Consider the following 25,123-nt stretch of genomic DNA (forward strand, 5'->3'; position numbering starts at 1 on the left):
CGGTCAGCTCCCGTACACGCGCTGCGCGGACCGCGCGTCGGCCAGCAGTTGCGCGACCGCCGGGCCAACCTCGGCCGCCGCCCAGCGCGCGCCGCGATCGACACGGGGGCCGGTGCGCCAGCCTTCGGCGACCGCGATCATCCCGCCCGCGACCTCGAACACCTGGCCCGTCACATCGGCCGATTGCACGCTGCCGAGCCACACCACCAGCGGCGCGACGTTGGCCGGATCGAAATAATCGAAGCCGCCGTCCTCGGGCTTCTTCATCATGTCGGCGAACACGCCTTCGGTCATCGAGGTGCGCGCGGCCGGCGCCAGCGCGTTCACGCGCACGCCATAGCGCTGGAGTTCCGCCGCCTGCATCAGCGTGAGCGCGGCGATCCCCGCCTTTGCCGCGCCGTAGTTCGACTGGCCGATCGAGCCTTGCAGCCCGGCGCCCGAACTCGTGTTGACGATCCGCGCGTCGACCGGGTTACCGGCCTTCGCGGCGTCGCGCCACGCGCGTGCCAGCACGCTCGACAGACAGAAGTGGCCGCGCAAATGCACGCGCATCACGTCGTCCCAGTCGGTTTCGGTCATGCTCGTGAACATCTTGTCGCGGCAGATGCCCGCGTTGTTGACGAGCACGTGCACGTCGCCGAACGCAGCGCGTGCGGCATCGACGATCCGCTGCGCCGTGTCGACCCGGGTGATGTCGTCCGAATTCGCGAGCGCGCGGCCGCCGCGCCGCGCGATCTCGTCGCACACGGCCTGCGCGGCGTCGTGCCGGATGTCGTTGACGACGACCGCCGCGCCCTCGCCCGCGAACGCGAGCGCGTATTCGCGCCCGAGCCCGCCGCCCGCGCCGGTGATGATGACGGTGCGTCCGTTGCAGATTCCCATGCTGGTGCCTCGTGAATCCTGAGATGGTGAAAGTGACGCGCTCACAGGCGCTCGATGATCGTGACGTTCGCGAGGCCGCCGCCTTCGCACATCGTCTGCAGCCCGTAGCGGCCGCCCGTGCGTTCCAGCTCGTGCAACAGCGTCGTCATCAGCCGCGCGCCGGTCGCGCCGAGCGGATGGCCGAGCGCGATCGCGCCGCCGTTCGGGTTGGTCTTTTCGTGCGGAAAACGCGTATCGGCCAGCCACGCCTGCGCGACCGACGCGAACGCCTCGTTCAGCTCGACGACGTCGATCCGCGCCAGATCGAGCCCGCTCTTCTTCAACGCAGCCCGGGTCGCCGGAATCGGCGCGGTGAGCATCCACAGCGGATCGTCGCCGAGCACGCTCAGGTGATGAATGCGTGCGCGCGGCGTGAGGTCGTAGCGCTTGAGCGCCTCCTCCGACACGATCAGGAGCGCCGCGGCCGCATCGCAGGTCTGGCTCGCGACGGCGGCCGTCAGCGAGCCGCCCGGCGTCAGCGCTTCGAGCGTCGCCATCTTGTCGAGCGACGTGTCGGGGCGCGGCGTCTCGTCATGCATCACCCCTTCGAACGGCACGATCTCCCGCTTGAAATGACCGGCCTCGATCGCCGCGACCGCGCGGCGGTGGCTCTCCAGCGCGTAACGCTCCATCGCGTCGCGCGACAGGTTCCAGTGATCGGCGATCCGCTGCGCGGCGACGAACTGCGACACCGGCGCGTCGCCGAAGCGCGCGCGCCAGCCGGCGCTGCCCGAGAACGGATCGGTGAAGCCGAGCGGCGCCGCGCAGGTCATCGCGGACGAGATCGGGATCTGCGTCATCGTCTGCACGCCGCCGGCGACGACCACGTCCTGCACGCCGCTCATCACGGCCTGCGCGGCGAAGTGCACGGCCTGCTGCGACGAGCCGCACTGGCGGTCGACCGTCACGCCCGGCACCTGCAGCGGCAGCCCGGCCGCGAGCCAGCAGGTGCGCGCGATGTTGCCCGCGAGCGGGCCGATCGTGTCGACGCAGCCGAACACCACGTCGTCGTATTCGTCGGCCGGGATCGCGTTGCGCTCGACGAGCGTCTTCAGCACGAAGCCGCCGAGGTCCGCCGCATGCACGTGCGCGAGCCCGCCCTTGCGGCGGCCGGTGGGCGTGCGCAGCGCGTCGACGATATAGACTTGTTTCATCGGTTCGTTTCCTCGAAATCGAAGGTCTGCGCGGGGCCGATCGGCAATGCGTCGCCGAGGATCGCGTCGGCCACGCGGGCCTTGTGGAACGCGCTGTCGCCCCAGCTGCCGGACAGCGCCCAGATGCGCTTCATGAAGATCTGCAGATCCAGCTCCCACGTGTAGCCGATCGCGCCGTGCACCTGCATCGCGTGGCGCGCGGCCAGTTGCGCGGCCGACATCGCGGCGAGCTTCGCGTGCGACACGAACACCGCGCGCTGCGGGTGATCGTCGGCGATCGCCTGCGCGGCGCGTGCGACCACCGGCCGTGCGAACTCGTAGCGGATGGCGACGTCGGCGAGCAAATGCTTGAGCGCCTGGTACGAGCCGATCGCCTTGCCGAACTGCTTGCGCTGCGCGCTGTAGTCGATCGCGACGTCGAGCACGCGCTGCGTGAGGCCGAGCAGTTGCGCGGCGACCGCGAACGCGCCATGGTCGAGCGCGCGGTTCAGCAGCGGCGCGGCTTCGTCGGCGCTCGCGATGCGGGTGGCCGCCGACGGCTCCCAGTCGAGCGTGAACAGGCGCCGCGACGGGTCGACGCTGTCGACCGCGCGCCATGCGCACTGCGCGGGATCGACGCGGTGCAGCTCGCCACGGTGTTCGCACAGCAGCGTGTCCGCGACATGCACGTCGGCCGCATACGGGTTCACCGGATGCACGAGCGCGACGCGCGCCCGCCCTTCGGCGATGTCGCGCAGCAGCGCGTCGCGCCAGTCGCTCGCGGGCAGCCGCGCCAGCACGCCGGCCGACACGAGCGCCGTGTCGAGCAGCGGCTCGGGGCTGCCGAAATAGCCGTAGGCCTGCGCGAGCAGCGCCCATTCCGCTTCGGTCAGGCCGAGGCCGCCGTGTGCTTCGGGCACCGACACGGCGGTCAGCCCCTGCGACGCGAACAATGCCCACAGCTCATCCGAGCGCCCGGTCGGCGTCGCCCACAGCTCGCGGATCAGCTCGGGCGTCATCTCGGTCATCAGCAGGCGCTTCACGCTGTCCGCGAGCGTTTCCTGGTCTTCATCGAATACGAAATCCATACGATGTCCGTTCAGTGAGTGTCGCCGGCGCGCTTACGCGCGCGGCATGCCGAGCATCCGTTCGGCGACGATGTTGCGCTGGATCTCGTTGGTGCCCGCGTAGATCGTGCCGGCCTGCGCGAACAGGAAACCGTCGAGCCAGTGGCCGAGCGTCGCGTGCTGCGCGGCCGTCTGCGGGACGACCTCGCCGTGCGCACCGAGGATGTCGAGCGCGGTCTGATGCATGCGCAGGTCGAGCTCCGACCAGAACACCTTGTTGGTGCTCGACTCCGCGCCGATGTGGCCGCCCTTCAGCAGCCGGCTCGCGGTCGCATAGGTCGACAGCGCATACGCCTGCGCGTCCATCCAGGCCTGCACCACGCGTTCGCGCAGCGTCGGATCGCGGTCCGCGCTGTCGCGGTGCGCGAGATACAGGTCGCGCAACGCCTGCGCGGTGCGCTGGAAGCGCGCGGGCGAACGCAGCATCAGCCCGCGCTCGAAACCGGCCGTCGCCATCGCGACCTGCCAGCCGGCGCCTTCGGCCGCGAGCCGGTTCTCGACCGGCACGCGCACGTCGTCGAAGAAAATCTCCGCGAAACCGGTCTGCCCGTTCAGCTGGCGGATCGGCCGCACCGTGATGCCGGGCGCGGACAGCGGCACCATCAGGAACGTCAAGCCGTGGTGACGCGTCGATTCGGGATCGCTGCGGAACAGCCCGAACAGCCAGTCGGCCCACACCGCGCGGGTCGACCAGATCTTCTGGCCGTTCAGCACGTATTCGTCGCCGATCCGGGTGGCGGTCGTGCGGATCGCGGCCATGTCCGAGCCCGCGTTCGGCTCCGACCAGCCCTGCGCCCACACGTGCTCGCCGGCCGCCATCGCGGGCAGGAAGCGCGCCTTCTGCGCATCCGTGCCGAAATCCATCAACGTCGGCCCGAGCAGGAAGATGCCGTTCTGGTTCACGCGCATCGGCGCATCCGCGCGCCAGTACTCTTCCTCGAAGATCAGCCATTCGATCAGGTCGCAGCCGCGCCCGCCCAGCTCGCGCGGCCACGTGACCATGCTCCAGCGGCCCGAGTGCAGCGTGCGCTCCCATTGGCGGTGCGCGGCGAAGCCTGCCTCGGTGTCGAAGCTCGGCAGCCGCTCGCGCGGCACGTGCGCGGCGAGCCATGCACGGATTTCCGCGCGAAACGCCTGCTGTTGCGGCGTATAGGTCAGGTTCATGCGCGTGCCTCCGCGGCGCTGGCGCGTGCGTCGAAATGCGCGTCGCGCTTCTCGACGAACGCGGCGCGCGCTTCCGTCGAATCGTTCGTCATGTATGCCTGCAGCGTGAAGCCCTGCTCCCAGCGGTACTTGTCTTCGAGATCGCCGTCCTCGACGCCGTTCAGCGCCTCCTTCGCGAGCCGCACCATCGCCGGGCTCTTCGCGGCGATCTTGCGGGCGATCGCGAGCGCCGCGTCGCGCAGCGCGTCGCGCGTCACCACCTGCTCGAGCGCGCCGAGCCGGTACGCTTCGGCCGCGTCGATCATGTCGCCGGTGAAGTACATCGCGCGCACCTTCTGCACGCCGAACAGCCGCTGCAGGTGCGCGCCGCCGCCCATCGCGCCGCGGTCGATCTCGGGCACGCCGAAACGCGCGCAGTCGGCCGCGACGACGATGTCCGCCGCGCCGCAGATGCCGATCCCGCCGCCGAGCACGAAGCCGTGCACCGCCGCGATCACCGGCTTCGGATTGCGGTGCACCGCGCGGAACGTCTCGTAGTTGCCCGCGTTGACCGCCACGATCCGCTCCGGATGCGCGGCCAGCTCCTTGATGTCGACGCCCGCGCAAAAGCCGCGGCCTTCGCCGCGCACGACGATCACGCGCACGTCGTCGTCCTCGCCGAGCGCGTCGAGCGCGCGGGACAGCGCCCGCCAGCCGTGCGCGTCGAGCGCGTTCACCGGCGGATGGGCGATCACCAGCTCGGCGATGCCGTCCGCGCGATCGATCCGGAACGGCATCGCGCCGGCCGGTTGATTGGTTGCTGCCATCTCCATTGCCTCCCTGTGATGTTCGTCATGCGGCCTGCGCCGCTGCCGCGCCGCGCAACGCGGCCAGTGCGTCGAGCCGCTCGCCGGCTTCCGCGACGATTCGCGCGATCAGTGCATCGCACGATTCGATCGCGCCGATCATCGCGGCCGCCTGGCCGCTCGGCAGCACGCCTTCGTCGGGGCGGCCTTCGACGATCGCGCGCTGGATCAGGAACGGCGCGTTCGCGGCCATCAGCGTCTGGCTGGCCGTGTACTCGTGCGAGCGCAGCGCCTTGATCGCGAGGCCGAGCATGTCGGCCGTGCTCAGCCCGTTCTGGCGCCGCCACGCGTCGGCCGTCTTCAGCGCGAACCACGTGCGGCGCAGCGGGCCGAAGCGTTCGAGCTTCAGCAGGTACGGGTTGTCGATCATTCGTTGCGGCAGCCCGTCGAGCGCGTCCGACACGCGGATGCGCGCCGGGTCGCCAACCGCCACGTAGCGCTCGAGCGTCGCGCGCGGTACCGGCGATTCCGCGCTCATCAGGAAGCGCGTCCCCATTGCGATGCCGGCCGCGCCGTACGCGAGCGCGGCCGCCAGTCCGCGCCCGTCGAAGAAGCCACCGGCCGCGACGACCGGCACGCGCACCGCGTCGAGCACCTTCGGCAGCAGCAGCGTGGTCGGCACCGCGCCCGTGTGGCCGCCGCCTTCCGCGCCCTGCACCGTCACGATGTCCGCGCCGAGTTCGACGGCCTTCGCCGCATGCTTCGGCGCGCCGACGGTCGGCATGCAGACGATGCCGGCATCCTTGAAACGGCGGATCGTCTTCGCATCGGGGCCGCGCCCGTAGCTGACCGCGCGCAGCCGGTGCTCGATCGCGAGATCGACCACCTGCGCGGCGTTCTTCTGGAACATATGGAAGTTGATGCCGAACGGCCGATCCGTCAGCGACTTCACCTTCAGGATCTCGGCCTCGACCTGCTCCGGTTCGAGCGTCGCCCCGGCCAGGAAGCCGAATCCGCCGGCGTTGCTCGTGGCGGCGACGAGCCGCGCGTCGGCCACCCAGCCCATCGCGGTCTGCACGATCGGGTAGCGGCAGCCGAGCAGGTCGCACAGCGGCGTATGCAGCGGGCCGTGAAGTGTCGTGCTCATGCGGCGGCTCCGTTGACGGCGACCGGTGCCGGCGCGTCCGCGCGGTCCGCGCCGTTCGGCTGGCGTTGCGAGCTGGCCATGCTGCGGGCGTCGTAACCGCCGAGGCGGTCGCCGCTCACGAGCTCGTTGTGCGCATGCGCGAAGTGATGCCACGCGAACGCCGCGTCCATCGCCGCGCGCTTGCCTTGCAGTTCCTCGACGTGATTCAGCGCCTGCTTGGTCAGCGTGAGCCCGAGGCGCGGCATCGTCGCGATCTTCGCGGCGATCGCGTAGGTCGCGTCGCGCAGCCGCTCGCGCGGCACCACGCGGTTGACCATCCCCATCTGGTACGCGCGCTCGGCCGGCATCCGCTCGCCGAGAAACAGGAATTCCTTCGCGATGCGCGGATTCAGCTCGTACGCGTGGGCGAAATACTCGACGCCCGGAATCCCCATCCGCACGACCGGATCGGCAAAGAACGCATCCTCCGACGCGACGATCAGGTCGCACACCCACGCGAGCATCAGCCCGCCGGCGATGCACGCGCCCTGCACCATCGCGATCGTCGGCTTCGGCAGGTCGCGCCAGCGCCGGCACATGCCGAGATACACCTCCTGCTCGCGCGCATAGAGGAATTCGCCGCCTGCCTTGTCGACGTGGTCGTACCACAGCGACGCGCGCTCGAACGACTCGTGGATGTCGCGGCCCGGCGTGCCGATGTCGTGACCGGCCGAGAAATGCTTGCCGGCGCCCGCGAGCACGATCGCCTTCACCGCGTCGTCGTGCGCCGCGCGCCGGAACGCCGCGTCGAGCGCATACGTCATCTTCGAGTTCTGCGCGTTGTGATAGTCGGGGCGGTTCATCGTGATCGTCGCGATGCCGTCCTCGAGCGCGTAGTCGACGACACCGTCGCCGAACGTCATCCGGGTCGCTTCCATGTCGGCCCTCATCCCCGGCGCGGCGCCGGATTGTTGCGCACGATCGTCGCGCGCAGGTTGTGCGGATCGAGCGCGCGCACGATGCGCAGGTCTTCCGCGTTCGGCGCTGCCGTCGTGCCGATGTCCGGCGAGGCAAGCAGCGGGAAACCGGTCGCGTCCTGCACCTCGTCGAAGCTCACGCCCGGGTGCAGCGAGCGCACGCGGATCGCGTGGTCGGGCCCGCCGAAATCCATCACGCACAGGTCGGTGACGATGCTGCGCAGGTCGACGAAGGTCTTCATCCCGGGCAGCCGGCGCGCCGGGTTGTAGCCGACCGTGCACACCATGTCGACTTCGCGTTCGACGAACGTGCGCTTGCCGTGGCCGCTGACGAAGAACGAGTTCGCGTGGTTCGTCGTGTTGCCGGGGAAGCCGCGTGCGCCGAGCAACTGGGTTTTCGGGTGCGCGTAGTCGTCGCCGAGCCACGAAATGTTGGCCTGGCCGAAGCGATCGATCTGCGTCGGCATCACCAGCGCATGGCGGCGCCCGTGCCACAGGCAGTCGAACACGCGCTCGTAGGTCATCCAGCCGCTCGCCTTCACGCGATAGCCGTCGGGGCGCGGGCCGAGCGGCACCGGCTCCTCGACGAGATACGCTTCGCCGTCGGTCAGCATCAACCCGTTGTTGTACGCGAGCCGCGCGAGGCCGGCCGCGAGCCGCGGGCCCGTGCCGATGCCGGTCGCCAGCACTTCGCCGTCGTCGCGCCACAGTCGCGCGGACGCGACGATCATCAGTTCCGCAAGGGAATGGTCGAGAGATTCGCTCACAGGCGCTCCTTTACAGAATCGGCAACGGCAGCGTCGTCACGTGCGACAGCCCGCCGACGCCTTCGAGGTACTGACGTTCGTCCTGGCCGACCACGTCGCGCAGGTACGCCGCCGTCCTGGCGTCGTCTTCCGCGCTGGTGCAGTACGCGCGCAGGTGCGGCAGGTCCCAGCCGTAGGCCGGCCCGCACGACGTCGGATGCGCACCACCCGGTGCGTGCACGACGCCCGTGACGAGCGAGCGCTCGAACGGATTGCGGCGCGCGGCGTCGAGGTCGTCGCTCGCGAGCGACGCATCGACCGTTTCCGCCGATACGTAGCAGCGCCGCGCGGCGCGCGCCATCCACGCATCGAAGAACGGATCGGGGCCGTCGATACGCGTATTGCCCATCCGGTCGGCCGCGTTCACGTGCAGCAGCGCGACGTCGAGTTCGATCGCCGGCATCGCGAGCAGCGTCTCGCCGTCGTCGTACGGCGACTGCACCGTGCGCAGTTGCGGCGCGTGATCGAGCAGCGCGGTGCCGAGCCCGGCGCGCGTCGGCAGGAACGGCAGGCGTGCGGCGGCCGCGCGCAGGCCGAGCTGCAGCATCCCTTCGTCGAGTTCGAGCACGTCGACGCGGCCCTGCTCGCGGGCGCGGCGGAAATGCGGCTCGAGCGGGATCACGTCGAGCGACACGAAGCCGAACACCACCTTGCGCACCTTGCCCGCCGCGCACAGCAGGCCCACGTCGGCGCCGCCGTACGCGACGATCGTGAGGTCCTTCAGGTTCGAGCGCGCGATTTCGCGCACCAGCGCCATCGGCTTGCGCCGCGGCCCCCAGCCGCCGATGCCGATCGTCATGCCGTCGGCGAGTTGCGCGATCACGTCGCGCGCGGACATCGTCTTGTCGAGAGGTTTCATCGTCATCGTGCTGGCTTACCGGTATCCGATGCTGAAATCGTGGCCCCACTGGCTCACCTTCGTGGCCTCGAACACCGCGTGCTTCGACCAGTCGACCGTGAGGCCGCCGAAGCCGTATTCGAGATCGAAGCCGCCGGGGGTCTTCATGTAGAAAGAGATCATCTGGTCGTTGCAGTGCCGGCCGAGCGTCGCGGACATCTTCACGTCGTGCGCGGCGACGCGGTCCAGCGCGCGGCCCACTTCGTCCATCGAATCGACTTCGGCCATCACGTGCACGCAGCCGGACGGCACGGCCATCTCGAACAGCGCGAGGCTGTGATGGCGCGCGTTGCGGCAGTGCATGAAATGGATGCGCTTTTCCGGTTCGGCCGGGTCCGGCGTGAACTTCACGCGGTAGATGTCGGACAGCTCGAAGCCGAGCACGCCGCGCACGAACGCATCGGTCGCGTCGAACTGCGGCGCGGGCAGCACCGCGTGGCCGAGCCCCATGTCGCCGGTGACGAAACGAGCGACGCCCAGCGGCGACACGAAGCGGCGAAAGTCGCAGCGTGCGCCCCAGTACAGCTCGTGGCGGTTGCCGGACGGATCGGTGCACCACGCCATCGCCTGCACGCGGCGCAACGCGGCTTCGTCGCGGCTGGCGCGCACCGGCTCGACGCCGGCGCGCTGCAGCGCCGCGAGCGCGGCGTCGAACGCGGCGCCGTCGGACAATTCCCAGCCCGATGCGAAATAGCGGTCGGCCGCGCCGGGAACGATCACGTAGCGGAAATCGCGCTCGTCCATCTTCAGATAAAGCGCGCCGTCGGGCGCGTCGAGCGCCTGCATGCCCAGCACGTCTTCCGCGTAGCGGCGCCACGCATCGACGCGCGTCGCCTCGACGACGACGTAGCCCAGCGCACGGACATCGATCATGTCGGCCTCCTCCTGGTTCAGAATCCGTTGTTCGTGAAAGGATTCTGGCCGGTCGGGGGTGGCGTTACATCGTCTGTTGGGACGAGAGGACGGGCGGTAAAAGGCGGGGATGGCGGCGCGGAAGCGCGCCGCAGGAGGATTCGGTGCTCGGCGGGTGAAAGGTGGCGGCCGGTCACGGCAGCCAGGGCGGTGCGTTCGCCTGCCGGGCGGTCACCGCCCGCCCCGGCTTCGCGCGACCGGCAGGCCGCCTGCCGCGACGTTACTCGAACGGATTCAGCAACCGGACGCCGGTGCGAGCGAAATCGTCGACGTTGCGCGTGACGACCGTCAAATCGTTGATCAATGCGGTGGCCGCGATCAGCTTGTCGAGTTCGTGCGTCGGATCGGGCACGCGCAAATGCCCCCACATCTGGCCGGTTTCGACATCGACCGGCAGGATGTTCGGCGCATAGCCGGACAGGATCATCGTCAGCCAGGCCTCGAGCGCCGACGCCTGGCTGTGATCGCCGCGATGACGGATCAGGTCGACACCGCGCCGCAGCTCGGCCACCGTCACGACGGACAGGTAAAGCGGGCTCGCGTCCGCTTCGGCCTGCCTGAAGAACGCCCTCACGCCGCGGTTGGTTCGCTTGCCCTTCCTGATTTCGCTGATGACGTTCGTATCAATCAAAAACACGCCTGACCTCGCCTGAATCCTGAACACGTTGGAAATCCGCGTCTTCGCCCACCTCCGGCATGCTCATCAGCACTTGCGCGAATGTGCGCCGCTTCGGCCGGCCGAGCGCTTCGGCCAGAATGGCTCGATGTTCGGCCTCGGCGCTCCTGCCGTTGGCCGCAGCCTGCTCGCGCAGGCTTTGAACGAGAGTGTCATCCACGTTACGCACCAGAAGATTTGCCATGATTACCTCCATCCAGATTTGCTATCAATGATAGCGTCATGAAGGTAAATTGCAAGCATTGCTATCACCTTCTTGACCGGACGGACCCTGGAGTCGGCGTGAGCCCGTGGCAGCGGACGACAGGAATTCGTCCCCCTTCCGCCGCTGGCCCGACGCATCGAACTGCTGTCGCTCAAGGTAAGCCGGAGCGGGACGATCCGGAAGCCGGCCAAATGGCCAGTCGGGTGGCGTCGACCACGATGAAGGTCCGGCGGCAAGGAACGGAATTTGCGGCGCGATCCGCCGTTGGCGACATCGGCGACCGATACGCGCGTCGCACCGGTTCGCGCTGAAACATCATGTTGCACAACGAGCCGCGACCGTCGCACATCGTTTGATACCATCAAACGACAAGACCGGCGATCGAACGCCGTGCGAAGCGCGCAGAAGACCTTGCATCGACGCGGACCCTCCGTGCCTGAAATCCCGATCCAAGACACGAGACGCTCTTCAGTGGACCTTGTTACGCCTGCCCTGCAAACCCTGTTCTCCCCGACACCCGACAAACTCTACTTCCCGGCATGCCTGGCGGCCGTGGCGATCATCGCGTGGCGCGTCGCCCGGCACGTGCCGTTCTACCGGGCGGCCGTCGACAAATCGCTGTCGATGCGCTACCGCAATCTCGACGGCTTCCGCGGCATCCTGGCCACCTCCGTGGTGTTCCATCACTTCGCGTGCAACCAGGCATTGCTGTCGACCGGCGTCTGGGGCGCCGGCACCGATTTCCTGCGCAATCTCGGGACGATTCCCGTCGCGATGTTCTTCATGGTCACCGGGCTGCTGTTCTGGGAGCGCGCATGCAGAGGCACGCTCGACGTGCGGACCTTCTTCGTCGGGCGCGTGCGACGCCTCGCGCCGCTCTATCTGTTTTACGCGGCCGTCATCGTCATCTGCACGCTTTACTGGTTTCCCCGCAACGCCGTCGGCGCACCGGGGCAGCTGCTGGCCGATCTGCTCAAGACCGTTTCGCTCGGCTGGTTCGGCGCGTTCCCGATCAACGGAGCGGCGCGCACGCCCTATCTGAGCGGCGTCTGGTGGACCCTCGCGTACGAATGGCGGTTCTACGTCGCCGTTCCGTTTCTCGCGTGGTTCGTCGCCACGCGTGCATGGCGCAAGCTGCTCGCGCTCGCGATCGTCCTCGCCTGCGCCGCGCTGTTCGGGCCGCCCGGCGGGATGGCGCTGCTGTTCGCGTTCGGCGCCGTGGCCTACGAGGTGTCGCGGCACCCCGCGATCCGCGCGCGACTCGCCACGAAGGCGGCGGCGACCGTCGCGCTGCTGATCCTCGCGATGTCGCCGTCGCCGGCCGAACGCTATTCGATCGCAGGCGCGCTGCCGCTGCTTCCGGTGTTCTTCTGCATCGCATGCGGGAACACGTTCTACGGCGTGCTCAAGACCCGCCCGCTCGCGCTGCTCGGCACCGCCAGTTTCAGCATCTACATGATCCACATGGTGATCGTCTACATGATCATTCACGCATTCAACAAGTTCGTGTTCCCGATCAATTCGACCGACGACTCGGGCATCTGGGTGCTCGCGCTCGTCTGCGCGCTGGTTGCCGTCCTGTGTTCGCTGCTCACTTACCGCTACGTCGAGCATCCGTTCATCGCGAAGCGCAACGACGCACGCGCGGCACGCCGCGCGGCCGAGCCCGCTCGCGAGCACCAAACGGTCGCGCCGTGACCGGGCGCGTTCAGAAGCGGTACGAGATGCCGATCTGCAGGACCGGATACCACCGGTAGCGCGACATCATCTGCCGCAGCGAGTCGAGCCCGCTCGCGACCAGTACCTGGCTCTTCGCCGGTCCGGCCGCGGCCGCCAGTTCCGGCGACAGCGTGTACGAACATTTCGGTATCCCGTACGCGACGCCGATGTCGGCGACGAACCCGAGCCCTTTCGACGCCGGTCGATGTCCGTAGCCGATCCCGACATACGGCATCACGGTCGGATAGCGCGCTTCCGCGACCGCGTACATCCCCGGCAGCGCCGGATAGCGCTTGCCGCCGAACACGTAGGTTCCGTTGGTCGGCACCGACACGCCGTGAAGCTCGTCGTCGTTGAAGCGCAGCCCGAGCGTCGCGCGAAAGCCGCTGCCTCGCCACGGGAAGATGTCCGCATAGATGCCGCCCTGGCGCAGCTTCAGGTCGTCCTGATAGCGGTTGCCGGCCACCGTGAAGTCATGCGTCAGATTGATCGCGTTGAAATCCGCGTGCGCGCCCAGCATCGAATTGAAGCTCACGGCCGCGCCGATGCCGACGCCCTGCGTGCCGCCCTGCAGGTAGATTTCCTGCGCGTGCGCGCTCGCGACGAACATCACCGCGACCGCTGCCCATTGGTTCGCTGTCGTTTTCACGGGCGTCTCCCCCGACATGTGCCGGGCGCGACGCGACGCACACGCGACCTTCGTCGCGATGCGCGATGCGAACCCCGGCACGACACCTTGCAAGCACGCTTGCTGTTCGACGGATCGGGGACGCGTTGCGCGGTGCGCATGACCGATACGACATGCGCTGCGCAGGCGCCGTGGCACACGGCGCGCGCGACCCGATCCGATTCCCCGTCTGTTTCGATGTCGTTACATGCCGCCGATGCGCGGATCGTTCTGGCGAAATGCGTCTGCGCGGGCGACATCGGGGGAACCGCAAAGGGCGTGCCATGCGGCGCGGACCGAAGCGGAAGAAGCGCTACCCATCGGGACGGGGCGTGGCGCGGATCGCAAACGAGGGGAAATGTTTCAGGAACGTATCCGTATTCGGCGAGCGGCGCCGAAACACGCGAAAGGCGGCCTCTCGCGCCGATCGCGCGACGCAGGCACAACGAGGCCGGACGGCCGTCAGCGCACGCGGATCGCCGTTGCGATCACTCGTGCGCGGAGGAATACGTTGAAAAAGCGTTGCAAAAGTGCGACCTCGTGCCGGTCGCAAGCGGCGCTGATGCGCGCTCGTGCGTGACGAGGCAGGGCAAATACCGATGCGTGCGCATGCATCTGGTCGGCGTCACGCGCAACGGAGATACGCGGTTACAACCCGTACCCGCCCGAGACGTTCAACTGCTGCCCGGTGATGTAACCCGCCCGGTCCGACGCGAGAAACACCGCCGCGCGCCCCACGTCGTGCGCCTTGCCCCAGCGCTTGAGCGCGAGCATCTTCCGCGTCTCGTCGATCCACGCCGGGTCGAACTGCCCCTGCTCGAGCAGCACCGGAAACATCCCGGCCTCGATCACGCCGACCAGGATCGAATTCGCGCGAATGTCGTAGCGCCCTTCCTCGCGCGCCAGCCCCTTGACCAGCGCCTCGTTCGCCGCCTTCGGCGCGACCGACAGCCCGTCGCGATCGGGCCAGCGCAGATGGCCGGCCGAGCCGAGCGTCACGAACGAGCCACCGCCCGACGCACGGAAATGCGGCAGCGCGGCTTTCGCGGCGACGAAGAAGCCGATCGTCTCGACGTCGATCGCGCGGCGCCAGTCGTCGTGCGTCATGTCGCCGATATGGCGCTGGTTCACGAATGGCCCCGCCGCCCAGACGACCGTATGCACGCGCCCATGCGCGTCGATCGCCGCCGCGAGCGCGGCATCGACCTGCGCGGGATCGGTCACGTCCACGCAGTGCGTGGTGGCCGCGACGCCCTCGCCGCGAATATCGCGCGCCACGCGCTCGGCGACGTCGGCCTTGCTGCGGTAACCGACCGCGACCGGCACACCGGCGCGCGCGAACTCGAGCGCGACGCCCTGCCCGATGCCGCCGCTGCCACCGAACACGAGTACCGCGCCCGCCGGAAATCCGTTGTCGTTCATGCGTTCATCCCGTTCAGGGTGGTGGCTTCTTCGCTCAGGCCGCCGCCTCGGTCGCCGCGCGCAGCCGGTACTTCAGCACCTTGCCGGCCGCGCTCGTCGGCAATTGCGCGACGAACGTGAAATACCTCGGCACCTTGTAGTTCGCCATGTTGCGGCGCGCCCAGTCGTTCAGTTCGTCGGCATCGGCGTGCGCGCCGGGCCGCAGCACGACATAGGCGTGCCCGACTTCGCCGAGCCGCGTGTCGGGCACGCCGACCAGCGCGACCTGCGCGATCGCCGGATGCGCGGCGAGCAGCCGCTCGATCTCCGCCGGATAGCAGTTGAAACCGCCGACGATGAACATGTCCTTGATACGGTCGGTGATCTTCAGATTGCCGTTCGCGTCGACGCAGCCGAGATCGCCCGTATGCAGCCAGCCCGCCGCATCGACGGTCTCGCGCGTGGCGTCCGGCTGGTTGAAGTAGCCGCGCATCACGTTGTAGCCGCGCACCCAGATCTCGCCGGTCTCGTCCGGCCCGAGCGGCTCGCCGCCCGGCCCCGCGATGCGCAGCTCGACGTCCGGCATCGGCCGGCCCGACGTACGGGCGACCGTCTCGGCATCGTCGCCCGGGCGGCACAGCGTCGCGAAGCCGCACGACTCGGTGAGCCCGTAGCCGGTCAGCACCGTCTCGAAACCGAGCTCCGCGCGCATCCGCTCGATCAGGCTCGGCGCGATCGCAGCCGCCCCCGTCACCGCGATCCGCAGCGACGACAGATCGCGCGTCGCGCGATCGGGCGCGTCGAGCAGCGCGTAGTACAGCGTCGGCGGGCCGGGCAGCACCGACACGCGGTCCGCGGCGACGCGCCGCAGCACGTCGTCCGGCTGGAACACCAGATGCGGCAGCACGGTCGCGCCGCTCGACAGCGCGGCGAGCCAGCCGGCCTTGTAGCCGAACGTATGGAAGAACGGATTGACGATTAGGTAACGGTCGTCCGGGCGCACGCCGGCGATCGCCGCCCACGCCTGCGCGGCACGCAGGTTCTGGCCGTGCGCGGTCATCACGCCTTTCGGGCGCCCCGTCGTGCCGGAGGTGAACATCAGGTCCATCACGGTGTCGGGCGTGACCTGCGCCTCGCGTTCGCGCACCGCGGCAAGCGGCACCGCCGCGCCGCGCGCGAGAAACGCGTTCCAGGTCTCGTCGTGCGCCCCCGAAGGCGGTTCGCCGTCGAACACGACGACGCGCTCGAGCGTCGCCGGCCGATGCGGCGCGAGCATCGCCGGATAGGATTCGCCGAGGAAGGTGCCGCAGCAGAACAGCAGCCGCGCACCGCCGTCGTGCAGGACGCCGCCGACCTCCATCCCCTTCATCCGCGTATTGACCGGCACGAGGACCGCGCCGACGGTATGGATCGCGAGCGCCGCGACGATCCATTGCGGCAGGTTCGGCGCCCAGACCGCGATGCGGTCGCCGGGATCGATGCCGCTCGCGAGCAGCGCGCGGGCCGCATCGATACGCGCGGCGTCGAGTTCCGCGTAGGTCAGCCGGCCGTGCTCCGACTCGATCGCCGGATGCGCGCCGTGGCGCGCGGCTGCCCGCGCGATCAGCGCGGGCGTGGTCAGGATTTCGTTGTCCATCGTCATAGATCAGGTTGCCGCGCGCGCCGCCGGCGCGCCACGGCTCAGTCAGGAAACACCACGCGCAGCGCATCGCTCGCGGGCCGCGCGCAACAGGCGAGCGTCCAGCCGGCCGCGATCTCGTCGTCGTCGAGCACGTGGTTGCGGTCGAGCGCGACCGCGCCGCGCTCGATCCGGCACATGCACGCGCCGCATTGCCCCATCCGGCACGAATTCGGCGCCGGGACGCCCGCGCGCAGCATCGCGTCGAGCAGCGTTTCGCCGGGCGCGCCGTCGAACGCGAATGCGTCGCCGTCGAGCACCGTCTCGATCGCGGCAGTTGCACCGGACGTCGACGTTGCCGGCGCCGCGTCCGCCGGCGCGCCGCCAGCCTGCGCCGGCGCATCGGGCAGCGACGCGAACCGCTCGACGTGCACGCGCGCACGCGGCAGCCCGAGGCCGAGCATCGCGGCCAGCGCGTTCTCCATGAACAGCGCGGGCCCGCAGATGAACGTCTCCTGCTGGCTGAACGGCCGCGCGAGTTCCTCGAGATGGCGCTGTTGCGGAATGCCCTGCACGCTGTCGAGCCAGTGCATCACGCGCAGGCGGCCCGGATGGCGCTGCGCGAGCTGCTGCAGTTCGTCACGGAAAATCACCGCACGCTCGTCGCGATTCGCATAGATCAGCGTCAGCATCCCGCGGCCGTGCACGAGCGCCGATTTCAGGATCGACAGCACGGGCGTGATGCCGCTGCCGCCCGCGAACAACAGCAAATCGCCGTCGAGCGTGCGCGGCGTGAACACGCCGGCCGGCGGCAGCACGTCGAGCGCGTCGCCCGCCTTCACGCGATCGCACAGCCAGTTCGATGCGCGACCGTCACGCACGCGCTTGACGGTGATCTTCGGCGCCGCATCGATGCCGGGTGCGCTGGACAGCGAATAGCAGCGCGCGACGCTCGCATCCGCGCACGGCACGTTCAGCGTCAGGAACTGCCCCGGCCGGTACGCGAACGCGTCGCGCAACGCGGCCGGCACGTCGAACACGAACGAGCACGCGTCGTCGCTCTCGGCAATCACGTCGGCCACGGTCAGCCGATGGAAGCGTGAATCGCTCATCGCCGGTTCCTTGCGTCACGCGGCCGCATGGGCCACCGGCGCGCCGGGTGTCGTATAGGCGCCGTCGAGATAGACGAGCGGATCGACGTCGCCGCTCATCAGCACCTCGCGGATGCGCCCGATGAACACCGTATGCGTGCCGTATTCGAAGCGGCCGTCCTGCTCGCACACGAGGCTCGCCTGCGAATCGCGCAGATACGGCACGCCGTGCGGCGACGTGTGCCAGTCGCCGGTCGTGAAGCGCGCTTCGCCCTTCAGGCGGCCGCTGCAGTCGATCGCGATGCCTTCGTGGCGCGCGGACAGCACGTTCACGCAGAATGGCGCGCCCGCATCGAGCGGCGGATACAGCGACGCGGTGCGGTTGATGCAGATCAGCAGCGACGGCGGATCGGTCGACAGCGAATCGACCGCCGTCGCGGACATCGAGTAGCGCCGGCCGTCGTGCGCGCTGCTGATGACCGTGACCGAACGCGCGAGGCGACGCATCGCGAGCAGCATGTCGGTGCGCAGCGGATGGGGGGTGAGATCGCTCATGATCGGACTCCGTCAGGTTCTGTCGTGGATGGCCGGGCGGACCGCCCGCCGGCGTCGGCCGCGCGGGCGGCCAGGTGATCGGCGGCGAGATACCCGAAGGTCATCGCCGGACCGAGCGTCGAGCCCGCGCCGGGGTAGCTCGCGCCCATCATCGATGCGCTGGTGTTGCCGATCGCATAGAGGCCGTCGATCGGTTCGCCGTCGGCGCGCAGCACGCGGGCGTGCGCGTCGGTGACGAGCCCGCCCTTCGTGCCGATGTCGCCGGCGTCGATCCGCACCGCATAGAACGGCGGCTGGTCGACCGGCCCCAGGCACGGGTTCGGCTGGTTCCGCGGGTCGCCGTAATACGTGTCGAACGCGTTGTCGCCCTTGCCGAACGCTTCGTCGACACCGGTGATCGCGTAGCGCGCCATGTCGCGCAGCGTGGCGTGCAACCCCGCCGCGTCGACGCCGATCCGCGCAGCCAGCGCGTCGATCGTGTCGGCCTTCACGAGCACGTCGCGAAACGCATCCGGGATCCTCGAATCGGGCATCATCGACGCCGGCATGATCGGCCCGCACGGATACTTGCGGCGAAAGCGCGCGTCGAACACCATCCATGCCGGCACGCTCGCGCCGGTGCGCGCATGATCGCGATACATCGCGGGCACGAATTCGGAATACGGCGCGGCCTCGTTGACGAAGCGCCGGCCGAGGCCGTTGACGATCACGCAGCCCGGCAGGTTGCGTTCGACGAACAGCGCGCGCTGCTTCTCCTCACCCGCGACGCCGACGGTCGGCGCACCCCACACGTGCTCCATCAGCGCCAGCGCGCCGCCGAGCCGGTGGCCTTCGGCAATCGCATCGCCCGTGTTGGACGGCGGCGTCGCGCTCCACTGCGTCCGGGTCGGCTGCGGCAGGTAACGTTCGCGCATCGGCTGGTTGCGCTCGAAACCGCCCGCGCCGAGGATCACGCCGCGCCGCGCGGCGATCGTCACCGGCTGTCCGAAGCGCTGCACGCGTACGCCCGTCACGCGGCCGTCCACCTCGAGCAGGTCGCGCATCGGCGTCTCGAGCCACACGGGCACGTGACGGTCGAGCAGTGCGCGACGCAGCCCGCCGATCAGCGCATTGCCGAGCGTCAGGCGCCGGTCGCGCCGCGTGCGGCGGCGCATGCCGACATCGAGCCAGTAGCGGCCAAACTGCGCGATCGCGAGCCGCATGAAACCGGGGCCGCGCGAGAACAACGTATGCGCTTCCTTCGACGTCACCGCGACGCGCCCGCCGATCAGCGTGCCGGGCGACGGCGGCCGCAGCCGCTCGAACTCGTCGCCGAGCAGCCCGCCGTCGAATGGCAGCGGATCGAGCGCGCGATACCCCGGCATCGCGCCCGGCAGCTTCTGGAAATAGTCCGCATACATCGGCAGCGCCTGATAGCGCACGGGCGTCTTCGATTCCAGATAACGCAGCATCTCCGGCGCGCGGTCGAGATACGCATCGAGCTTGTCGGGCGTCGAGGCGCCGGCCGTGCACGCGTCGAGATAGCGGCGCGCGGCGTCGCGCGAGTCGGTCGCGCCGAGTTCGGCGATATGGTGATTGCACGGCACCCAGATGCCGCCGCCCGATACCGCCGACGTGCCGCCGTACCGCGCCGTCTTCTCGATCACCACGACGGACAGCCCGTGGTCGGCCGCGCGGCACGCGGCGAGCAGCGCGCCCGCGCCCGAGCCGACGACCACCACGTCGAACGCGTATTGCCGTGCTTGCGTGTCGTTCATCCTGGCCCCGTCAGATGAAGAAGTCGGTGTTCTCGCGGCCGAGCATCACCGCGCCGAGGTTCTGGCCGAAGCGGTCCACGTTGTTCGCGTAGTGCGCGCGGGCCGCATGCAGGTCGAGGAAGCGGCGCACCAGCGGATTGCGGTGATAGATGCCGTTGCCGCCCGCATAGCGCAGCAGCGCGTTCGCGGCCTGCGCGCAGCGTTCGGCGACCTGCGCGGACTGGTAGCGGAAATGCACGCGGCGCTCGATCGACACCGCCGGGCCGCCGGTCACCGACGCCATCAGTTCCGCGAAATTGCGCTGGAGCAGCACCTTCATCTCGTCGATCGCCACCGCCGCGCTCGCGCATGCGTGCTGCGCGCCCGGATCGTCGGTCGTCTTCGCGCCGCTGTTGGCGGACACGCGCGTCGCCGCATAGCCGGTGAAATCGTCGAGCGCACCCTGCAGCGCGCCGATGCACGACGTGCACACCGCACGCACGAAAATCTGCGCGAACGGCAGCTTGAACAGCGGCGCGTCGTTGACCGCCAGCCCGGGGCTCGTGCCCATCATCCCGTCGATCGCCTTGTGCGTGCGGTACGCGGGCACGAACGCGTCGTCGACGACGATGTCGTGGCTGCCCGTCGCGCGCAGGCCGAGCACGTCCCAGTCCTGCTCGATCCGGTAGTCGGCTTTCGGCAGCAGGAAGGTGCGGTATTCGGGCGGCTGGCCGGCCTCGGCCGGCGGCACCAGCGCGCCGAGGAACACCCATTCGCACAGTTCGCTGCCGCTCGAGAACTTCCAGTGGCCCGACAGCCGGAAGCCGCCGTCCACCGGCGTCACGCGGCCGACCGGCATGTAGGTCGACGCGATCAGCGTCGCCGGATCGTTGCCCCACACGTCCTGCTGCGCGCGTTCGTCGAACAGCGCGAGCTGCCAGTTATGCACGCCGACGACGCCGTACACCCACGCGGTCGACATGCAGCCGCGCGCGAGCGCCATCTGGATCTCGAAGAAGGTCTGCGGATCGAGCTCGTAGCCGCCGTAACGCTTCGGCTGCAGCACCTTGAAGAAGCCGGCGGCCTGCATGTCGGCGATCGTCTCGGCCGGGATGCGGCCCTGCGCTTGCGCGTGCGCGGCGCGGCCGGCCAGCGTCGGCGCCAGCGCCTCGGCCCGGGCGATCAGCGTGGCGGCCAATGCGTTCGAATCGTTGTCGCGATGCACGAATGTCTCCTGTGGAACGGGGGCGGCGCCGCGGCGCCCGCCCCGCTCCCGTTCAAAGTTGTTCGGCGCGGCCTGGCCGCGGGCGATGCTCGCCACCACCGATGGTCGGCTTCGCGCGAGCGCGCCGCATCGTCCGACCGGACGACGGGCGCGGCCCGGTGCATCACGCGCAGGCCCGTTCCTTCTCGCGATTGAAGAACGGGATCACGTGCTCGCCGATGTTGCGGATCGTCTCCATCTGCGCTTCGTGCGGCACCGTACCCATCTGGCACAGGAACAGCACTTCGTCGACACCGGCTGCCTGCAGGCGGCCGACATAGCCGATGCAGTCGTCCACCGTGCCGTACGCGTGGTTCGGGTTCATCATCGCGAGCGCCGGGTCGGCGAAGTTCACGACGACTTCCTCCGACGCGAAGCGCGAGCGGATCACCATCTCGCCGGTGTCGGCCTGCACGAGGTCGTCGCCCCACTTCGCCGGGTCCGGCCGCTCGCCGCCCGTGTACCAGTACGCGAGCGATTCCATGAAGTAGCGCTGGCCGCGGATACCGATCTTGCGGGCCGCCTGGCCGTCCGCCATCACGACCGTCGGGCACAGCGCGGCGAGGTGCTGCGTCGGGCGGAAGCCGACCTGGTCTTCCGGCTTGCGGTTCGCCCATGCGTCGCGGTACACCGCGTTCTTCTTCGCGACTTCGTCGGGGCCGCCGAAGCCGAGCACCAGCGCGCCCATCCCGCGCTGGCCGGCGCGCAGCAGCGCGTCGGTGTTGGTGCATGCGAGGTACATCGGCGGGTGCGGGTCCTGGAACGGCTTCGGGTGGATCGGGCGCTTCGGAATCTTGATGTACTGGCCGTCGTGCTCGATCTCGTCCTGCACGAACATCTTCGGCACGAGGTACATCGATTCGTCGATCATCGGCTGCAGCGCGTCGAGGTCGTAGCCGAACGCGCCGGCTTCCTGCTGGCTGCCGCCCTTGCCGACGCCGAAATGCACGCGGCCACCCGACAGGATGTCGAGCAGCGCGACCCGCTCGGCCACCTTGATCGGGTGATTCATCGCCGGCGGCAGGCACACGACGCCGTGGCCGAGGCCGATGCGCGTCGTGCGGCCGGCCAGGTACGCGAGGAAGGTTTCCGGCGCGCTCATGTGCGCATAGTTGGTCAGCGACGTGTGTTCCACGCACCAGATCGTGTCGAAACCGACCTGCTCGGCGAGCAGCGCCTGTTCGACCGTTTCCTTGAACACCCGGTGGTCGCCCTCGCGCGACGCGTCGGTGGTCTGGGCTTCGTAGATGAGGGAAAACTTCATTGCGTGCGTCTCCATGTCTGTTGGACGAATCGGGGTCGCGCAGGCCGCCCGCACGATACGGACGAATAGCGACGGTCCACGAATGGGAGTGTCGGCGCGCCGGCTGGCGCGGGCATCATCTGTTCGGAGTAGCCGGACGCCCGCGGCGACAGAGGGGTTTCACGGTCATCCGATCGGACTGCGTGAGCGCGCGAGCGGCGCGCTAGCATCGGACGACGGCGCACTGCACGCCGCCCACATCAAGACAAGGGAGAACCGGGATGAAGGTATCGATGCTGCTGTATCCGGTCGACGACATCGACACGGCGTTGCCGCTGTTCGTCGACGGGCTCGGCCTGAACGTGAAGTTTCGCGACGGCGACCGTTATTGCGCGCTCGACGGCGGCCCGCTGACGATCGCGCTGGTCGCGGGCGACGAGCAGATCGTCGAGCGCGCGGCGCTCACGCTGCGCGTCGACGAGGACGACGACCTGTATGCGGCGATGGCGCGGGTCGTGAAGGCCGGCGCATCGGTGCGCGTGCCCGTGCAGGCCGGACCGCACGAATACCGCGCGGTGCTGGAGGACAGGAACGGCGCGTTGCTGGTGATTTCGCAGAAACGGTCGGCATGACGATGCGCGGCGCGGTCGCCGGATGCCCGCGCGCCGGATGCCGCGCGGGCGTAGCCGGCGTCACGCGTCCGCGCCCGACGCGCGCAGATCGCTGGTTTCCAGCAGCTCGAGCAACGTGCCGGCCGGCTGGCTGAGCCGCTTCGCGGCCAGCGCGATGAATTCGACGTCGGGCAGCGCGGGCAGCCCGTCGCCGTTCACGGGCGGCGCCAGCCCCCGCGCGGACAGGTACTGCGACGTCGCGGTCAGCCCGAGCCCCGCGCGCGCGGCCGCGATGCAGCCCGGCTGGCTGCTGCTCGAACACACGACTTCCCAGCCGATGCCCTTTTCCGCGAGCGCGTTCAGCACCACCGCGCGCGTGACGCTCGGCTCGGCCACCAGCACGAGCGGCAGCGGGCGCTCCAGATCGACGACGGTGCCCGGCCGCGCGACCCATTCGAGCCGCGCGCGCAGCAGCGGCGTGCCGCGCCGTTCGCCGAGCCGCCGCTTGCCGATCATCAGGTCGAGCGCGCCCGCGTCCATCAGTGCGTAGAGCCGGCTCGTCATGCCGGTGGTGATTTCCAGCGCGACATCGGGATGCGCGGCGCGGAACCCGGCCAGCACCTCCGGCAGCGCGACGAGCGCGAGATCGTCCGACGCGCCAAGCCGCACGCGCCCCTGCAGCCGCGGTTTGCGAAATTGCGATTCGGCGCGGTTCAGCGCCTGCAGGATCACGTTCGCATGCACGAGCAGCGCCTCGCCGTCGGCCGTCATCGCGATCGAATGGGTATCGCGCACGAACAGCCGGCGGCCGACGCTCTCTTCGAGGCGACGGATGTGTTCGCTGACGCTCGACTGGTTGAGCCCGAGCTGCCGGCCCGCTTCGGTGAAGCTGCGGCAGTTCGTGACGGTCGCGAACGTCTTGAGCCAGACGGGATTGAGCATCCCGCATTGTCATCGTCATTTCCGATGACAGTCAATGCCTTGAGGCGGCTTCCCGATGACCAGCGGAATCGGTACCATCGAGCGCTCGACGTCCGGCACGCGCCGCGCGACCGCGCAGCGGCGCCGCCTGCCGGACCTTCGCCCCACCGATTTCGCCATGTCCCGGGAACCCACACACTCCGCGCTGCTCTGGATCGTCGCCGCTGCGTTCTTCATGCAGTCGCTCGACACGACGATCGTCAACACCGCGCTGCCGTCGATCGCCCAAAGCCTGCAGGCGTCGCCGCTCGCGATGCAGCCCGTCGTGGTCGTCTACACGCTGACGATGGCGATGCTCACGCCGGCGTCCGGCTGGCTCGCCGACCGGTTCGGCACGCGCCGCGTGTTCTCGGTCGCGATCCTCGTGTTCGTGCTCGCGTCGATCGGCTGCGCGGCGTCGCATACGCTCGGCCAGTTGGTCGTCGCGCGCGCCGTGCAGGGCATCGGCGGCTCGATGCTGCTGCCGATCGGGCGGCTCGCCGTGCTGCGTCGCGTGCCGGGCGAACAGTACGTCGCGGCGATCGCGTTCGTGTCGATCGCCGGCCAGCTCGGCCCGATCGTCGGGCCGACGCTCGGCGGCTGGCTCACGCAGGCGATTTCGTGGCACTGGGTGTTCATCGTCAACGTGCCGGTCGGCGTGGTCGGCTTCATCGCCGTGCAGCGCTACCTGCCGCACGACCAGGCGACGCAGCCGCCGCCGTTCGACTTCGTCGGCTGCGCGCTGCTGTCGGCCGCGATGATCGCGCTGTCGCTCGCGATCGACCCGCCGATGTCCGCGCACCGCGCCGCGTGGGCGGCCGCGCTCGCGGCGCTCGGGCTGGCAAGCGCGCTCGCGTACCTGCCGCACGCGCGGCGACGCGCGCAGCCGCTGTTCCGGCTCGGGCTGTTCCGCGAGCCGAACTTCGGGTCCGGGCTGCTCGGCAACCTGCTGTGCCGGATCGGCACGAGTTCGGTGCCGTTCATGCTGCCGCTGTTGATGCAGGTGCAGCTCGGCTATACGCCGCTGCAGTCGGGGCTGATGATGCTGCCGGCCGCGATCGCGGGCGTCGTCGCGAAACGGTGGATCGCGCCGCTCGTGAAGCGCTTCGGCTATGCGACGTTTCTGGTCGTGAATACGGGGATCGTCGGCTGCGCGATCGCGGGGTTCGCGCTGGTGTCGGCGCGGCCCGCGCCGGTGCTGGAAGGCGTGCTGCTGATCGTGTTCGGCGCGGCGAATTCGATGCAGTTCGCGGCGATGAACGGCGTGACGCTCAAGGGGCTGTCGCATGCCGACGCCGGCAGCGGCAACAGCCTGTTCACGATGATGCAGATGCTCGCGATGGGTCTGGGCGTCTCGATCGGCGGCGGGCTCGTCAACCTGTTCGCCGCCTATCGCGGCTCGATGGCGCACGGGTTCATGCTGTCGTTCGCGTGCATGGGCGCCGTGACGCTGCTGTCGTCCGTCGTGTTCCGGCGGATCGATACGGCCGCGCCGCCGGCCCATGCGGCGGCGCGCCCCTCCGCGTGA

The 25,123-nt window shown here is 69.5% G+C and carries 24 protein-coding genes; 3 read left to right on the forward strand and 21 right to left on the reverse strand.

Going from position 1 to position 25,123, the window contains the following annotated elements; all coding sequences use genetic code 11:
* Positions 1-3: 3 nt before the first annotated feature.
* From DTA15_RS35030 to DTA15_RS35085, 12 genes are all read right to left on the reverse strand, one after another.
* Positions 4-882, reverse strand: a complete 879-nt coding sequence (locus DTA15_RS35030; protein WP_006481547.1) for an SDR family oxidoreductase — start codon at positions 880-882, stop codon at positions 4-6.
* A gap of 41 nt (positions 883-923) precedes the next feature.
* Positions 924-2,075, reverse strand: a complete 1,152-nt coding sequence (locus DTA15_RS35035) for an acetyl-CoA C-acetyltransferase (RefSeq protein ID WP_006493096.1) — start codon at positions 2,073-2,075, stop codon at positions 924-926.
* Complete coding sequence (locus DTA15_RS35040; RefSeq protein WP_006481542.1) at positions 2,072-3,142, reverse strand: acyl-CoA dehydrogenase family protein; 1,071 nt, start codon at positions 3,140-3,142, stop codon at positions 2,072-2,074. The genes DTA15_RS35035 and DTA15_RS35040 overlap by 4 nt, the downstream gene beginning before the upstream one ends.
* 33 nt (positions 3,143-3,175) lie before the next feature.
* Positions 3,176-4,345: an acyl-CoA dehydrogenase family protein gene (locus DTA15_RS35045; protein ID WP_006481533.1), complete on the reverse strand. Its 1,170-nt coding sequence runs from the start codon at positions 4,343-4,345 to the stop codon at positions 3,176-3,178.
* A complete protein-coding gene (locus DTA15_RS35050; RefSeq protein ID WP_006481538.1) occupies positions 4,342-5,157 on the reverse strand; it encodes an enoyl-CoA hydratase family protein in 816 nt (271 codons plus the stop codon). The genes DTA15_RS35045 and DTA15_RS35050 overlap by 4 nt, the downstream gene beginning before the upstream one ends.
* Positions 5,158-5,176: 19 nt before the next feature.
* Positions 5,177-6,277, reverse strand: coding sequence for an NAD(P)H-dependent flavin oxidoreductase (locus tag DTA15_RS35055; protein ID WP_006481534.1), 1,101 nt, complete (start codon positions 6,275-6,277; stop codon positions 5,177-5,179).
* Positions 6,274-7,194: an enoyl-CoA hydratase gene (locus DTA15_RS35060; RefSeq protein WP_006481536.1), complete on the reverse strand. Its 921-nt coding sequence runs from the start codon at positions 7,192-7,194 to the stop codon at positions 6,274-6,276. The genes DTA15_RS35055 and DTA15_RS35060 overlap by 4 nt, the downstream gene beginning before the upstream one ends.
* Before the next feature lie 8 nt (positions 7,195-7,202).
* Positions 7,203-8,000 (reverse strand): CoA-transferase subunit beta, encoded by a 798-nt coding sequence (locus DTA15_RS35065; protein ID WP_006481539.1) that lies wholly within the window; start codon positions 7,998-8,000, stop codon positions 7,203-7,205.
* A 10-nt stretch (positions 8,001-8,010) separates the two neighbouring features.
* Positions 8,011-8,904 (reverse strand): CoA transferase subunit A, encoded by an 894-nt coding sequence (locus DTA15_RS35070; RefSeq protein WP_006481548.1) that lies wholly within the window; start codon positions 8,902-8,904, stop codon positions 8,011-8,013.
* Between the two features lie 9 nt (positions 8,905-8,913).
* The gene (locus DTA15_RS35075) at positions 8,914-9,810 is read right to left on the reverse strand and encodes a VOC family protein (RefSeq protein WP_006481531.1); all 897 of its coding nucleotides are present in this window, start codon (positions 9,808-9,810) and stop codon (positions 8,914-8,916) included.
* A gap of 259 nt (positions 9,811-10,069) precedes the next feature.
* Positions 10,070-10,486: a type II toxin-antitoxin system VapC family toxin gene (locus tag DTA15_RS35080; protein WP_006481544.1), complete on the reverse strand. Its 417-nt coding sequence runs from the start codon at positions 10,484-10,486 to the stop codon at positions 10,070-10,072.
* Positions 10,473-10,709: a FitA-like ribbon-helix-helix domain-containing protein gene (locus tag DTA15_RS35085; protein ID WP_006481537.1), complete on the reverse strand. Its 237-nt coding sequence runs from the start codon at positions 10,707-10,709 to the stop codon at positions 10,473-10,475. Before DTA15_RS35085 ends, DTA15_RS35080 begins: the two co-directional genes overlap by 14 nt.
* Before the next feature lie 492 nt (positions 10,710-11,201).
* Between DTA15_RS35085 and DTA15_RS35090 the strand changes: the two genes are divergently transcribed.
* A complete protein-coding gene (locus DTA15_RS35090; RefSeq protein WP_006481535.1) occupies positions 11,202-12,428 on the forward strand; it encodes an acyltransferase family protein in 1,227 nt (408 codons plus the stop codon).
* Positions 12,429-12,438: 10 nt separating this feature from the next.
* On the opposite strand, the gene DTA15_RS35095 is transcribed toward DTA15_RS35090, so the two are convergent.
* The 8 genes from DTA15_RS35095 to DTA15_RS35140 form a co-directional block, all read right to left on the reverse strand.
* Positions 12,439-13,116, reverse strand: a complete 678-nt coding sequence (locus DTA15_RS35095; RefSeq protein ID WP_077176171.1) for a hypothetical protein — start codon at positions 13,114-13,116, stop codon at positions 12,439-12,441.
* A 648-nt stretch (positions 13,117-13,764) separates the two neighbouring features.
* Positions 13,765-14,538 carry an SDR family NAD(P)-dependent oxidoreductase gene (locus tag DTA15_RS35105; RefSeq protein WP_006481545.1) on the reverse strand — a complete coding sequence of 258 codons (774 nt, stop codon included), beginning with the start codon at positions 14,536-14,538 and terminating at the stop codon, positions 13,765-13,767.
* 34 nt (positions 14,539-14,572) lie between these two features.
* On the reverse strand, positions 14,573-16,159 hold the full coding sequence (locus DTA15_RS35110; RefSeq protein WP_006481532.1) for a FadD3 family acyl-CoA ligase: 1,587 nt from the start codon (positions 16,157-16,159) through the stop codon (positions 14,573-14,575).
* 38 nt (positions 16,160-16,197) lie between these two features.
* On the reverse strand, positions 16,198-17,247 hold the full coding sequence (locus DTA15_RS35115) for a ferredoxin--NADP reductase (protein ID WP_006493093.1): 1,050 nt from the start codon (positions 17,245-17,247) through the stop codon (positions 16,198-16,200).
* A 15-nt stretch (positions 17,248-17,262) separates the two neighbouring features.
* The gene (locus DTA15_RS35120; protein WP_006483126.1) at positions 17,263-17,781 is read right to left on the reverse strand and encodes a flavin reductase family protein; all 519 of its coding nucleotides are present in this window, start codon (positions 17,779-17,781) and stop codon (positions 17,263-17,265) included.
* Positions 17,778-19,538: an FAD-dependent oxidoreductase gene (locus DTA15_RS35125; protein WP_006483124.1), complete on the reverse strand. Its 1,761-nt coding sequence runs from the start codon at positions 19,536-19,538 to the stop codon at positions 17,778-17,780. Before DTA15_RS35125 ends, DTA15_RS35120 begins: the two co-directional genes overlap by 4 nt.
* 10 nt (positions 19,539-19,548) lie before the next feature.
* Entirely contained in the window at positions 19,549-20,742 is a 1,194-nt protein-coding gene (locus tag DTA15_RS35130) for an acyl-CoA dehydrogenase family protein (protein WP_006483127.1), read from the reverse strand.
* A gap of 163 nt (positions 20,743-20,905) precedes the next feature.
* Positions 20,906-22,045 carry an LLM class flavin-dependent oxidoreductase gene (locus tag DTA15_RS35140; protein WP_006493091.1) on the reverse strand — a complete coding sequence of 380 codons (1,140 nt, stop codon included), beginning with the start codon at positions 22,043-22,045 and terminating at the stop codon, positions 20,906-20,908.
* A 260-nt stretch (positions 22,046-22,305) separates the two neighbouring features.
* On the opposite strand from DTA15_RS35140, the gene DTA15_RS35145 reads away from it, so the two are divergent.
* Positions 22,306-22,656 carry a VOC family protein gene (locus DTA15_RS35145; RefSeq protein WP_006483121.1) on the forward strand — a complete coding sequence of 117 codons (351 nt, stop codon included), beginning with the start codon at positions 22,306-22,308 and terminating at the stop codon, positions 22,654-22,656.
* 60 nt (positions 22,657-22,716) lie between these two features.
* Here DTA15_RS35145 and DTA15_RS35150 read toward each other — a convergent pair whose 3' ends face one another.
* Complete coding sequence (locus tag DTA15_RS35150; RefSeq protein WP_006483122.1) at positions 22,717-23,577, reverse strand: LysR family transcriptional regulator; 861 nt, start codon at positions 23,575-23,577, stop codon at positions 22,717-22,719.
* 157 nt (positions 23,578-23,734) lie between these two features.
* Between DTA15_RS35150 and DTA15_RS35155 the strand changes: the two genes are divergently transcribed.
* Positions 23,735-25,123 (forward strand): DHA2 family efflux MFS transporter permease subunit, encoded by a 1,389-nt coding sequence (locus DTA15_RS35155; RefSeq protein WP_012493355.1) that lies wholly within the window; start codon positions 23,735-23,737, stop codon positions 25,121-25,123.

It is taken from the genome of Burkholderia cenocepacia (assembly GCF_900446215.1).
Lineage (GTDB): Bacteria > Pseudomonadota > Gammaproteobacteria > Burkholderiales > Burkholderiaceae > Burkholderia > Burkholderia cenocepacia.

Excerpts from the sequence above, each read along its gene's own strand:
- DTA15_RS35030 (WP_006481547.1), bottom strand. The coding sequence starts at position 882 with ATGGGAATCTGCAACGGACGCACCGTCATCATCACCGGCGCGGGCGGC.
- DTA15_RS35035 (WP_006493096.1), bottom strand. The coding sequence starts at position 2,075 with ATGAAACAAGTCTATATCGTCGACGCGCTGCGCACGCCCACCGGCCGC.
- DTA15_RS35040 (WP_006481542.1), bottom strand. The coding sequence starts at position 3,142 with ATGGATTTCGTATTCGATGAAGACCAGGAAACGCTCGCGGACAGCGTG.
- DTA15_RS35045 (WP_006481533.1), bottom strand. The coding sequence starts at position 4,345 with ATGAACCTGACCTATACGCCGCAACAGCAGGCGTTTCGCGCGGAAATC.
- DTA15_RS35050 (WP_006481538.1), bottom strand. The coding sequence starts at position 5,157 with ATGGAGATGGCAGCAACCAATCAACCGGCCGGCGCGATGCCGTTCCGG.
- DTA15_RS35055 (WP_006481534.1), bottom strand. The coding sequence starts at position 6,277 with ATGAGCACGACACTTCACGGCCCGCTGCATACGCCGCTGTGCGACCTG.
- DTA15_RS35060 (WP_006481536.1), bottom strand. The coding sequence starts at position 7,194 with ATGGAAGCGACCCGGATGACGTTCGGCGACGGTGTCGTCGACTACGCG.
- DTA15_RS35070 (WP_006481548.1), bottom strand. The coding sequence starts at position 8,904 with ATGACGATGAAACCTCTCGACAAGACGATGTCCGCGCGCGACGTGATC.
- DTA15_RS35075 (WP_006481531.1), bottom strand. The coding sequence starts at position 9,810 with ATGATCGATGTCCGTGCGCTGGGCTACGTCGTCGTCGAGGCGACGCGC.
- DTA15_RS35085 (WP_006481537.1), bottom strand. The coding sequence starts at position 10,709 with ATGGCAAATCTTCTGGTGCGTAACGTGGATGACACTCTCGTTCAAAGC.
- DTA15_RS35095 (WP_077176171.1), bottom strand. The coding sequence starts at position 13,116 with ATGTCGGGGGAGACGCCCGTGAAAACGACAGCGAACCAATGGGCAGCG.
- DTA15_RS35105 (WP_006481545.1), bottom strand. The coding sequence starts at position 14,538 with ATGAACGACAACGGATTTCCGGCGGGCGCGGTACTCGTGTTCGGTGGC.
- DTA15_RS35110 (WP_006481532.1), bottom strand. The coding sequence starts at position 16,159 with ATGACGATGGACAACGAAATCCTGACCACGCCCGCGCTGATCGCGCGG.
- DTA15_RS35115 (WP_006493093.1), bottom strand. The coding sequence starts at position 17,247 with ATGAGCGATTCACGCTTCCATCGGCTGACCGTGGCCGACGTGATTGCC.
- DTA15_RS35120 (WP_006483126.1), bottom strand. The coding sequence starts at position 17,781 with ATGAGCGATCTCACCCCCCATCCGCTGCGCACCGACATGCTGCTCGCG.
- DTA15_RS35125 (WP_006483124.1), bottom strand. The coding sequence starts at position 19,538 with ATGAACGACACGCAAGCACGGCAATACGCGTTCGACGTGGTGGTCGTC.
- DTA15_RS35140 (WP_006493091.1), bottom strand. The coding sequence starts at position 22,045 with ATGAAGTTTTCCCTCATCTACGAAGCCCAGACCACCGACGCGTCGCGC.
- DTA15_RS35145 (WP_006483121.1), top strand. The coding sequence starts at position 22,306 with ATGAAGGTATCGATGCTGCTGTATCCGGTCGACGACATCGACACGGCG.
- DTA15_RS35150 (WP_006483122.1), bottom strand. The coding sequence starts at position 23,577 with ATGCTCAATCCCGTCTGGCTCAAGACGTTCGCGACCGTCACGAACTGC.
- DTA15_RS35155 (WP_012493355.1), top strand. The coding sequence starts at position 23,735 with ATGTCCCGGGAACCCACACACTCCGCGCTGCTCTGGATCGTCGCCGCT.